This window comes from Aliikangiella aequoris (assembly GCF_053709105.1).
Map to the genome: position 1 here is coordinate 3160464 of NZ_CM132298.1, position 11926 is coordinate 3172389.

At 40.7% G+C, this 11926-nt stretch carries 9 protein-coding genes; 2 read left to right on the top strand and 7 right to left on the bottom strand.

Annotation, left to right across the window (positions count from 1 at the left end; genetic code table 11):
- The gene (locus ACUR5C_RS13735; RefSeq protein ID WP_454465744.1) at positions 1-3126 is read right to left on the bottom strand and encodes an aminotransferase class I/II-fold pyridoxal phosphate-dependent enzyme; all 3126 of its coding nucleotides are present in this window, start codon (positions 3124-3126) and stop codon (positions 1-3) included.
- Between the two features lie 132 nt (positions 3127-3258).
- Here ACUR5C_RS13735 and ggt point away from each other — a divergent pair, with 132 nt between their 5' ends.
- Positions 3259-4989, top strand: a complete 1731-nt coding sequence (gene ggt, locus ACUR5C_RS13740; protein ID WP_454465745.1) for a gamma-glutamyltransferase — start codon at positions 3259-3261, stop codon at positions 4987-4989.
- Between the two features lie 11 nt (positions 4990-5000).
- On the opposite strand, the gene ACUR5C_RS13745 is transcribed toward ggt, so the two are convergent.
- A complete protein-coding gene (locus ACUR5C_RS13745) occupies positions 5001-5411 on the bottom strand; it encodes an energy transducer TonB (protein WP_454465746.1) in 411 nt (136 codons plus the stop codon).
- 298 nt (positions 5412-5709) lie between these two features.
- Between ACUR5C_RS13745 and ACUR5C_RS13750 the strand changes: the two genes are divergently transcribed.
- On the top strand, positions 5710-6726 hold the full coding sequence (locus ACUR5C_RS13750) for a hypothetical protein (protein WP_454465747.1): 1017 nt from the start codon (positions 5710-5712) through the stop codon (positions 6724-6726).
- A 66-nt stretch (positions 6727-6792) separates the two neighbouring features.
- Here the strand turns inward: ACUR5C_RS13750 and dtd are convergent, their stop codons facing one another.
- The 5 genes from dtd to rpsO all read right to left on the bottom strand — a co-directional run bounded on the left by dtd (position 6793) and on the right by rpsO (position 11806).
- Positions 6793-7230: a D-aminoacyl-tRNA deacylase gene (dtd, locus tag ACUR5C_RS13755; RefSeq protein ID WP_454465748.1), complete on the bottom strand. Its 438-nt coding sequence runs from the start codon at positions 7228-7230 to the stop codon at positions 6793-6795.
- Positions 7202-8179: a prolyl aminopeptidase gene (gene pip, locus ACUR5C_RS13760; RefSeq protein ID WP_454465749.1), complete on the bottom strand. Its 978-nt coding sequence runs from the start codon at positions 8177-8179 to the stop codon at positions 7202-7204. Before pip ends, dtd begins: the two co-directional genes overlap by 29 nt.
- A gap of 193 nt (positions 8180-8372) precedes the next feature.
- Positions 8373-8684, bottom strand: coding sequence for a hypothetical protein (locus tag ACUR5C_RS13765; RefSeq protein ID WP_454465750.1), 312 nt, complete (start codon positions 8682-8684; stop codon positions 8373-8375).
- A 348-nt stretch (positions 8685-9032) separates the two neighbouring features.
- Positions 9033-11171, bottom strand: coding sequence for a polyribonucleotide nucleotidyltransferase (gene pnp, locus ACUR5C_RS13770; protein WP_454465751.1), 2139 nt, complete (start codon positions 11169-11171; stop codon positions 9033-9035).
- A 365-nt stretch (positions 11172-11536) separates the two neighbouring features.
- The gene (gene rpsO / locus ACUR5C_RS13775) at positions 11537-11806 is read right to left on the bottom strand and encodes a 30S ribosomal protein S15 (protein ID WP_454465752.1); all 270 of its coding nucleotides are present in this window, start codon (positions 11804-11806) and stop codon (positions 11537-11539) included.
- Between the last annotated feature and the right edge of the window lie 120 nt (positions 11807-11926).

Sequence of the window (11926 nt, forward strand, 5' to 3'; positions counted from 1 at the left end):
TTAAAGTGCTTCTATGCGACGCAAAGCTTGCTCAAAATCAGCGTGTGTCGCAGATAAGACAAAACGACAATAACCGGGCAAACCTGTCCATGTTGAGTTGTTCACCACTAAATTAATTTTTTCAAATAGTAACTGCGTCATTTTATCGCCAGCCTCGGTCGGATTTAATTGGCTTTCTTTAATAAATGCAACAGGCTTGGCGACTAAAAATAAACCACCTTGCGGAGGAATAACCTTCCAGCCTTTTGTGCTAAGTAGTTTGCCTAATTGTTCTGCTCGTTTCTTCAATAATTGACGCTGCTCATTTAAGTGACCAATTAATTCGGGTTGTCCGTTAAGCTGCTCTATAAATAACTTTCTAAACGCGTATTGTAAAGTAAAGTGCGGTTGATGCGGCAACTCTAGTTTTAAACGTTGCGCCAAACTAACACAGGTGGACCAACAGTATCCAAACCTAAGACCGCCTGCCGAAAACTCTTTTGAAACACCACCAATAAGTACTAAACGAGAATTGCGAGTGCTAAGCACTTGCTGGATTCCATCCGCAAGGTCCCAGTCTGACTCACCATTAAACTCAAGCCCAGTAAATATACTATCTAAAATAACCGTTGCCTGATAATGCGCAGCAATCGCGAAAAGATGATTAAGCTCTTCACTTGAATATACTGCACCAGTAGGATTAATAGTTGGTCCGTTTAAGAACAGCCAACTCTTGGGGTTTTTACTTAAACAGTTTTCAAGTGCCTCTGGCGTAATTTTAAAGCTGTTAGCTTCATCGGTTTGTAACGGAATAACACTAATATTTTTATAAGTTGCAGCGGCACTAAAATACCCGTAACTTCCACTTGGAATAACTAACGCTTGTTGCTCAGCCTCACATAAATTTAACAGCGCTGAATAAATAGGGGCAACACCATTGCCAAAAACCATAGGAGAATAGATTGACTGCGGCAAGCTAAAACGCAAATTAAGCAATTCTCTTATAGGCTGTTCAGCTGATGCTTCATCGCCTACCCACTTACGCACTAAGTAGCTTTCAAATATAACCTGTTTTAATAAGTGAGGCGCTGCTAACTCATTCTCACCAAAGTCTAACCGAATCGTATTGTTATCAAATTTTAAGTGGTTACCTTGTATTGCAGGATGTTGATAAGCCGCCGTTGCGGATTTAGACAGCGCTAAACGATTAGCGCCTTTAATTTGTTGCGCTGGCTCACTTAAAATTTGGCGAGTTCGTTGAAAGTAAAGCATTTGCTCTAACAAGTGAGCATAGTACATTTGTTTGAGCAGCGGTGTGCGACTGTAGGTCAGTTCGGCGGAGTCGACAAGATGCTTAGTTAATTCGGCATTGTTGGTCAGGGTAAAATTAAGCGAATAGTTTTGATAAACTCTGTTATTTACCAAGCTCGCCATTAATATTAAGTTATCTGGCATACCAAACTGGTTTAAGTATCGATAAATACCGTGTAACTTTGGTTCGCTGTTAAGCTCAATACTATCACTTAAATCAATAACCAGTAGTGTATTAGCCTTAATTGCGCTTTGAATTAGTTGAGCAATTAAATGCACTGACTGAATTTCATATTGCTCAATTCGAGTAATAATTAATTGTGGCGTTAACTCGCCAATGAGTTCGGTTAAGTATTCTACTTGAGCTGGGGTATGCAAAACTTGCGCTGATTTTGGGTAGCTCGATGGCAAAATTTTAGCCAGCTGCTTTTCAATAAATATTAATTCGGGCTGATAATTTTGCTGCAAACTTGCCAGCACCTCTCTTCTGCCTGGCGCAACAACAATGTTACTTTCGGCAATATCGACTTTTAAATAATAGCCAAAATACTCAGCAATTTGTTGTCTAAAATATTTTAACCCTGCCGTATTTTGGTAGGGAAATTGCGACATTATTTTTAACTGGCGAGCAAGAAAAGCTAAAAACGAATAGCGCTCTTCTGCATCTTCAAAATTATCATAAGTTAAATCTATTGCGCTTCGTAGACTTTTTCCGCCAAGTAAATCCACCGATTGAAAAATAGACTTCACTTCATCGGGAAACAGCATTTTTGCTTCATAAACATCTACCGAGTGATAAATTTTACCACCAGCATTGGCAAAAGCTTGCGCCGTAGTCGCGTCAATAGGGACGGTGGAGTTTGCCGACATATAAAACTCAAAGCGATGCCCGGTGCTTTGCTCAATATCAACCAGAGCGTCTATTTCTGTATCAGCGGCTTGTTCAACTTGTGTTTGCCACACTCGGCGCACTTCAAACCCACGCCGCTGCATTAAACGCTCTAGCACAGTTCTACCAGGGCGCCCGCCTAGATTTAAAATGAGTTTGCCGTTGGTTTTAAGCAATGAAATAGACTGCTCTACTGCACTGGCAATAAGCCCTAGCCCAAACTGATCTTCGATGTAGCCTTGTTTTGCAAAATAATTACTTAATGAGTGGAGGTATTCGTCGCTGGCGTTTTCGGCAATTAAGTTTTCCATGACTGCTGGTTCTGGGTTTAACACTTGCGGAATACAACCGATAATTTTATCAAAACAAGCCGTATCACTAGCAAAATGACTTAGCAAGTTAGACTCAGCAAAGCAGACTGAATCAAGTAAAGACTGGCCATTATTTAAAATACGCAGCTCGCCATTTTCATCATAAGCATTTAAATACAAATTGAGTTTGGCACAAACAATGGCTTTAGGGTTAATATCTAAACCGACAATTCTACCCGTCCCATACCTCAAAGCTAACGCAATACTTATCCAGCCTATACCACACCCTAACTCGACAACCTGTTTTTGATGATAGTCTGCCAACGGATAGCGGAGTAGCCCTTCATAAAAAGTAAATGACCAAGCTTCGGGTAAAAAAGTACTGGGAAATTGAAATAAAGCTAAGCTTAAAGTTGTATCGTTTGCGTCTAACACATTTTGTTGCAAAATTTGAAAGTGGCAACCTGACGGCTTATGAAGCTGGTAATGTTCGACTAATTTTTTTAAAAATAAAAGAGCATTGGGGCGCGTTTCAGGTGTTTCTAACTCAGTTAGCAAGCCCTTAAACTCAAGGTATGCAGCTTGGCTAGACTGTTCGCACTGTTGAATAAACTGATTAACTGATTTAGAAGGCATATTTAACGCTCGCTACAAGAGGGAACCATTAGACACTATAAGTCTAACTATAACACGTGTCGACGGTTTGCTCAGGTGAAAGTTTAGGATTAATATGGGGTTTACAAAACCATAATAAGTTCAAGGTCTCTTATGCTAAAACCAACTCTTTTTAAACTTACTGCGCTATTCTTTTTTGGGTTTTGCAGCTCCATAAGTGCAGCCCCAGACCGAGTCACAGGGAAAAATTTTGCCACTCGATCTGAAGTTATTGGCCAAAATGGAATGGTTGCCACCAGCCAACCCTTAGCCACTCAAATTGGTCTAGATATACTTAAACAAGGCGGAAGTGCAGTTGATGCCGCAATCGCAGCCAATGCAGCACTCGGTTTAATGGAGCCAACCGGCAACGGTATTGGTGGCGATTTATACGCCATCGTTTGGGACGCCAAAAGCCAACAACTTTATGGCTTAAATGCTAGCGGCCGCTCTCCTCTTGGGCTTAGCTATGCGCAGTTAAAATCTGAACTTAAAAAGCTTAAACGAGATACTTTACCACCTTATGGCATGCTCCCAATTTCTGTGCCAGGAACTGTCGATGGTTGGTTCGAATTACACCAGAAATTTGGCAAGTTAAGTATGCAGCAAAACTTGCAGCCAACCATCAATTATGCCAACCAAGGTTTTCCAGTTAGCGAACTGATTGCTCACTACTGGAACTTAAGCGTACCGCGCTTATCACCTCAGCCGGGCAGTTTTAAGGAAACATTCACTATCAATGGTAAAGCTCCCGCCAAAGGAGAAATATTTAAAAATCCGGAGCTTGGCAATACTTTAAAAATAATTGCAGAGCAAGGTAGAGATGCTTTTTACCAAGGTGAAATAGCACAAAAAATTGACCGCTTTATGCGCGACAACAAGGGATACTTAAGATTAAAAGACTTAGCCCAACACAAATCTGACTGGGTTACCCCGCAATCGGTCAATTACCGTGGATACGATATTTTTGAGCTACCACCAAATGGGCAAGGTATAGCGGCTCTGCAAATGCTCAATATTTTAGAGCAGTATGATCTCAAAAAGTTAGGTTTTTTAAGTGCCGAAACATTACATTTAATGATTGAAGCGAAAAAATTAGTTTTTGAAGACCGAGCGAAGTTTTACGCAGACATGGACTTTTTTAAAGTCCCCTTAAAAGGGCTGCTTTCTAAACAATATGCTAAACAACGAGCTGAACTTATCACTGCCAAAGCAGCTAAACGAGTTGATTCAGGAAACCCAGCCATGTACCAAGGAGACACCATTTACTTGGCTACCGCTGATAAAGAAGGCAATATGGTGTCACTCATTCAAAGTAACTATCGCGGAATGGGCTCGGGTGTTGTGGTACCCGGACTTGGCTTTGTTTTTCAAGATCGCGGTCAATTGTTTTCAATGGATAAAACTCATGCCAATGTCTATGAACCAGGTAAGCGGCCGTTTCATACGATAATTCCGGCATTTGTAATGAAACAAGGCGTGCCACTAATTAGCTTTGGGTTAATGGGGGGTGCTATGCAACCTCAAGGGCACGTGCAAATCATTACCAATATTATTGACTTTGGAATGAACTTACAAGAAGCAGGTGACGCAACTCGTTGGCAACATTTTGGTTCGACCGAACCGACCGAAGAGAATTCTAAATATATTAAAGATGGCGGCTATACTGCGATTGAATCAGATATTCCTTACCAAACAATTTTAGAGTTAATTCAAAAAGGACACCAAATTCGCTTTGACCGTGGCGGTTACGGTGGTTATCAAGCGATCCAGTATGATCCAGTCAACAAAGTATATTATGGTGCGTCTGAGTCTCGTAAAGACGGTCAAGCTGCGGGTTACTAGCTTGATTGCCACTAGCCAAGCTTAAATAAGAACACAAACTGATAGCGAGCATCTTGTTGGTGCTCGCGTGGTAAATCAAACGACCACTTTCTTAACGATTTTAGTGCGCAGTCTTTAAAGATACCTTTAGGCGAATCATCGATGGGTTGTATATCTACCGGCAGGCCTTGTTCGTCTAAAGAAAACTCTAACTGCACCCAACCTTCAGCGTTCAGCCGAATCGCTCGATACGGAAAGCACGGTTGCACAACTTTTAAGGGCTTAGCTTGTTGGTGAGTTAACTGGGGAATAGGCCTTGGTTTGCTTTTCGCCGAGCTGGTAAGCTGCGCTCTATTTTTTTGAGTGGCACCACAACTGATAAGGATTAGCCCGCAGGCCCAAACACAAAGAAAGCGTATAAAACCTACTTTTAATTGCCGCATTAAAGTCCTTTTCATTAAAAATTAGATTATCTCTGTTTGTATTGCTGGCTTATGCCTAAGCAACATCAAATAAAAGACTAGCCTAAAAATCTATCGACTTCCAATCCAGATACACTTTTTAATATTAATAAAATCGAATTAACTCTTGAGCTTATTGGTCAATTTTCAGTAAACTCACTGACTTCAAGTTAAATATTGCAAATCGTGTGAATTATTGCCGAAACATTGCTATTTAACAAACTCAAATTTCATTTTGGTAATTTTACCTAAAGTGATGCGGATAGCTTTAAAAAATCTAATGAATCATAAAACTGTCATTTTTCTTGCCTTTATTACTCTTTTTATTTGCTGCGCATGGTTAATCAAAAATGATGCTAAACCCATATCAGAAAAAGAGCTGGCCAACTTATCTCAAGTTATGCAGCAAGCATTTAGTCAAAAAAACACGCCCCAATCTAAACCAAGCAATAGCGCTGCGTCTCAATCAATATTAGCTATTATTTACCTTAAAGCAGACGCAACTTGGTTTTTTAAAGCCACAGGCTCAACCCAACTAGTAGACGAAAACTCTGCTACTTTTGCCGAACTTTTTCTGTATAAATTAAATTTTGATACGACAGGTGAACCTAACTTTTCACATGTGCCAGCAGAATATAAAAGCCAATCTAATTCAAATATGCGATTTGCGAGTTTTAATATTAATGGCCTCGATATTTCTGTTAGCCAGTTGTCTGCCAATCAAAATATTGACGACAATATAGCGCGCTGGCGAGACCAGTTAAGTTTACGCCCCTCCGATCCACAGTTCGTCAAATATCAAAATAACAATCAAACTGTTTTAGTTCGCCTCGATCAGCCTTCACAGGCACCGGTAGCACAATCAACTCAAGCTCCACAAGCGCCAGCCAAAGAAGACTTAAACAGCTTTGCCGATGTTAAATTAAGCGAACATTGGAAAATCATTCCGGCTTCAGGAATGGCTTCAGCAGCATTTGAGTTTAACAATGCTCAACAATCAGCACAGGTCGCGGTATTGCGTTTGCCTAGTAACGTCGCATTACAAACCGTACTGAATATTTGGAAAGGACGTATGGGCATTTCTGAGCAAAAAGCATTATCGGAAACAACCTATACAAACCAGGCTAAGCAACAATGGCAGCTCATTACGCTGGCTAATGACGCTGATGAAATTTTAGTGGCTATTCATTCCGGTAGTGACAAGCGAACCTTTTTTAGACTTTCAAATGGAAAAAAGCTGACCCCATTATTGGTCAAAGAATTTAAAGCGCTACTCGAGGGAACTCAACTAAAATAGGGTTAGTATCACAGAAGCAATTAATTTTAAAACTCAGCGAGCTAATCTAGAATAATAGTCTCGTAATTAGCCTTCTAACCAAAAAGTAACCGGCCCGTTATTGCACAAAGAAACCTGCATGTCAGCACCAAAGCGTCCAGTTTGAACCGGCGAATACTGACGCTGCGCTTGATTAACCAAATAATTAAAAAGTTTTTCACCTTCTGCTGGCTGCGCGGCGCTAGAAAAACTAGGGCGTCGCCCACTGCGAGTATCTGCGGCTAAGGTAAATTGAGGTACGAGTAATAAACCACCATGTACATCAGCAAGGCTTAAGTTCATTTTTGCTTGCTGATCTTCGAAAACTCGATAACCGATAAGCCGCTTTAATAGACGATCGGCATTAGCTAGCTCGTCTCCTTTTACCACCCCAATCAATGCCACTAGACCGGCATTAATTTGACCAATCGTTGCAGCATCTACCTCTACCCTAGCGCTAGTTACCCGCTGGATCAGTGCAATCATTAGTTAGTTCCTGGTGCATTTCTTTACAAGCTCTAATCAAGCCATCAATGATTCCTGCTTCGCTCGCCGAGTGGCCTGCGTCTCTAATTATATGTAATTCGCTAGCGGGCCATTCATTTTGTAAGGCCCAAGCATTTTCTACTGGACAAATCATATCGTAGCGCCCATGAACTATAATTCCCGGAATATGAGCGATTTTATGCATATTTTTTAACAGTTGATCTTCTTCTAAAAAGCAACGGTTCACAAAATAATGCACACTAATTCTGGCCATGCTTAAAGCCAAGTGAGGCGCCATGAGATGCTCTACAACATTAGGGTTAGGCTCTAAAGTAGCGGCCTTGCCCTCCCAACTTGCCCAAGCTTTAGCCGCTGCCATACGAGCGATTTCATCACTGCCGGTTAAACGCGAATGAAACGCTTTTAATAGATCGGCGCGTTCGTTTTGAGGAATAGGATGAATAAACTCACGCCAATGATCTGGGAAAACTCGATTGGTGCCATCTTTATAGAGCCAGTCAATATCTTGCTGTCGACCTAAAAACACACCTCTTAATATTAACCCTTGTACTTTACTAGGATGCGCTTGAGCATAAGCAAGGGCCAGTGTGGTACCCCAGCTTCCTCCCATTACGACCCAGCTATCAATATTAAGGTGTTCACGAATAACTTCTAAATCTTTGATTAGAGCATCTGTTGTATTATTTTCGATAACAGCATGCGGTTCTGAGCGACCAGAACCTCGTTGATCATATAAGATAATGCGATACTTTTCGGGATCATAAAATCGTCGATTAGTTGGGCTGCAGCCTGCTCCTGGTCCACCATGTAAATAAACTACCGGTATTCCTGACTGGGTACCACTTTCTTCCACATACAGTTGATGACCTTCACCGACGTCAATGGTGTACTGTTGGTTAGGCTTTATTTCTGGGTAAAGCTGCTGCATTGAGTTTCACTATCTCCGGAGTAAGTGTCATTAAGACTAGCATACCTATTTTTATTATATGAGCTTAATTCATGCTACACGCCAATATTTTAAAAGCAAGGCGGCGCTAGCGCCAGCCATTGCTTACTAATCGCAAAACTACAATCCACAATAGCAGGCTCGCTAGCTGCGTAGATTATTCGCATTTACTTGATTAATCCTTATTTTTATTGTTTTCTGAGCCCCTATTGCCATCGCCTTCTAAGATAATGACATATCCTTCAGGAATTTTTCTCGGCTCAAGCCCTTTAACCTTTCTTACAATATCAAAAGCGGCCTGGGCGCAGTTTTTTTCTTCGCCAATTTTCATACAGCGGTCATATTCAATACGCAACTCTTCACTAATCGTTGTCTTTGGCGGTGGCTCAATATAACCAAACAGCCCTCTGACCACACCTAAAGGAGAAGAAGTAGAGCACCCAACAAGCCCAATTATTAAACCCATTACTATTATTTTTTTAAACAAATTAAGATCCTTATTTCGGTCTGTTACCTATCCAATGCAAATGCAAATGCAAATGCAAATGCAAATGCAAATGCAAATGCATAAAAATTTGAAAGCCGCAAAGCTAAAAGGTTCAATCCGTTACTTCGATTAACATGAGTATAGCCACACTCGCCAAATTCCACTAGTTGTTGAGTGGCCAAATATGAAAAAACTTAAGCTGACAAGTTAAACCGCTATGGCGAAAGCGCTTTATAAAGCAAGAAAACAACCTAAAAAAAAATCCATTACCAAGAATTACTTGATAACGGATTTTTCATATTAGTCACAAATAAGTGGTTATTTGCAACTGAGTTTTGCTTAGCAGGTTTACTCGTTAGAGTTACCTTGTTCAGAACTTTCTGCGCTAGCTTCTTGGGCTGGCGGATCAAGTAAAACTTTACGGCTTAAGCGGATGCGGCCTTGACGATCAACTTCTAAAACTTTCACTTCAATTTCTTGGCCAACGCTTAAGTGGTCAGCAACTTTATTAACTCGTTCATGAGCAATCTGTGAAATATGAACTAGACCAGTTTTATTACCCATAAAGTCAACAAATGCACCAAAATCAGCTATTTTTGCTACGGTACCAGTATAAGTGCGACCTTCTTCAACATCTTCAGTAAGTTCTTTCACTCGCTGAATTGCTAAGTCTGAAGCCGCTTTTTTAACTGCAGCAATTTTAACTGTACCATCTTCTTCAATTTCAATGGTTGCGCCAGTTTCTTCAGTTAGGGCACGAATTGTTGAACCACCTTTACCGATAACATCGCCAATTTTTTGCGGGTCAATTTTAACGGTGGTGATACGCGGCGCATACTCTGAAATATCTGAGCGAGCCGTACCTATAGCTTCATTCATTACTTTAAGAATATGTAAACGGCCACCTTTCGCTTGGTGCAATGCTTTTTGCATAATTTCTTGATTGATACCTTCAATCTTAATATCCATTTGCAATGCCGTGATACCGTTTTCACTACCAGCGACTTTAAAGTCCATATCACCTAAATGATCTTCATCACCTAAAATGTCAGAAAGCACAACATAGTTATCACCTTCTTTAACCAGTCCCATAGCAATACCAGCGACTGGCGCTTTAACTGGAACACCGGCATCCATTAACGCTAAGCTAGTTCCACAAACAGAAGCCATAGAGCTAGAACCGTTAGATTCAGTAATTTCAGATACAACACGAATAGTATATGGGAAGTCGGCTTGCGACGGGATCATTGCTTGCATGCCGCGCTTTGCTAATTTTCCGTGACCAATTTCGCGACGTTTTGGCGCGCCCATAAATCCCGCTTCACCAACACAGTACGGAGGAAAGTTATAATGCAGCATAAAGGTTTCTTTAGACTCACCTAAAATTCCATCGACAATTTGCGCATCTCGCTCTGTACCTAAAGTTGCTACAACTAACGCTTGAGTTTCACCTCGCGTAAAAAGAGCCGAACCATGAGTGCGTGGTAGAACGCCTGTGCGAATATATAACGCTCGAACCATGTCGCTCTCACGACCATCAATGCGTGGCTCACCGGCGATTACGCGGTTTCTAACCACTGATTTTTCAGTCTTAGAAAATGCCGTTTTCACTTCGTCTGCACTTGGTGCATCATCTGCGTCTGTCACTAGCTCAGCCACTAATGCTTCTTTAATTTCTGATAATTTAGCTTGGCGTTCCATTTTATCGGCAATTGCATATGCCTCTGTGATGGCTGCCTTGGCTTTAGATTCAACTAACTCTAATACTTGGGTATTTTCTTCTGGTGCTTGCCAGTCCCACTTTTCAGTACCAACTTCATCAGCAAACTCTTGGATTGCTTTAATTGCTACTTGCATTTCTGCATGACCAAACATAACTGCGCCAAGCATAATTTCTTCAGCTAATTCTTTCGCTTCTGATTCCACCATTAAAACAGCGTTACTTGTACCAGCAACGGTTAAGTCTAAATCTGACTCTAACATTTCTGGAATAGTTGCATTTAACATGTATTCGCCATTTTTATAGCCAACACGCGCAGCACCAACGGGTCCATTAAATGGTAATCCAGAAACGGCTACTGAAGCAGAAGCACCTAACAATGCGACTAACTGCGGATCAATTTCTGGGTTAATTGAAATAACAGTACAAACTACTTGCACTTCATTTTTAAAACCTTTTGGAAACAAAGGTCTTAACGGACGATCAATTAAACGAGCAGTTAAAGTTTCGCCATCTGAAGGGCGGTTTTCGCGCTTAATAAAACCACTCGGGATTTTTCCCGCAGCATAACGCTTTTCTTGGTAGTTAACAGTTAACGGGAAGAAGTCTTGACCTTCTTTAACGTCTTTTTTTCCAACGGTTGAAACAAGAACTGTTGTACCTTCCATGTCAATGATGACACAACCAGAAGATTGTCTTGCGATTTCGCCGGTTTCTAAAGTAACGGTATGTTTACCGTATTGAAATGACTTTTTTATAGGATTCACTTTATTTCCTTAATTTACTTTTTACTTGTTTATCTTTACCTAGACTATTCAATTAAACCGTGCTTTACACTATTGACTAGAAACTGCTGGGAAGAGCATTAAAACCTATCGCATTAACGGCTCAATTGAATAACCTAGGCACTTTAATTTTACGACTACAAAAACATTACGACTACATTGAGCGCGATATTTAACATTCTAATGAACATTTCTATCCTAAAGCCCGCGTAGCTTTCGCTTAGGTATTATGACTTATTCTGACAAAATTTGTAATTTTCTTACCTTATTTATCCCGATTTAGGATAGTTTATTTTTCTTAAAAAGACAAAAAGGGGCACTAGGCCCCTTTTTGACTATTAATTTGCTTATCGACGTAAGCCTAAGCGACTAATCAAAGAAGCGTAACGCTCTTGATTTTTACCTTTAAGGTAGTCGAGTAATTTACGACGTTGGCTAACCATTCTTAATAGACCACGACGTGAATGGTGATCATGAATGTGCTCTTTAAAATGGCCTTGAAGATGATTAATTTGATGGCTTAATAAAGCTACCTGAACTTCAGGAGAACCTGTATCGCCTTCGCCTTGCGCATAGTCTGCGATGATTGCTGCTTTTGCTTCTGCACTTAGTGACATAGTACTACTCCAAATTATGCAATTAAATCAATTGCTTACAAAGAAAACATAGCCAATCACTAATTCAGCTATGTCAGGACGAGCGAATTGTACCTAAGCGCTCGTCTACAAGCAAGTGTT

Coding starts and splice junctions, on each gene's coding strand:
- ACUR5C_RS13735 (WP_454465744.1), bottom strand. CDS start 3,126: ATGCCTTCTAAATCAGTTAATCAGTTTATTCAACAGTGCGAACAGTCT.
- ggt (WP_454465745.1), top strand. CDS start 3,259: ATGCTAAAACCAACTCTTTTTAAACTTACTGCGCTATTCTTTTTTGGG.
- ACUR5C_RS13745 (WP_454465746.1), bottom strand. CDS start 5,411: ATGCGGCAATTAAAAGTAGGTTTTATACGCTTTCTTTGTGTTTGGGCC.
- ACUR5C_RS13750 (WP_454465747.1), top strand. CDS start 5,710: ATGAATCATAAAACTGTCATTTTTCTTGCCTTTATTACTCTTTTTATT.
- dtd (WP_454465748.1), bottom strand. CDS start 7,230: ATGATTGCACTGATCCAGCGGGTAACTAGCGCTAGGGTAGAGGTAGAT.
- pip (WP_454465749.1), bottom strand. CDS start 8,179: ATGCAGCAGCTTTACCCAGAAATAAAGCCTAACCAACAGTACACCATT.
- rpsO (WP_454465752.1), bottom strand. CDS start 11,806: ATGTCACTAAGTGCAGAAGCAAAAGCAGCAATCATCGCAGACTATGCG.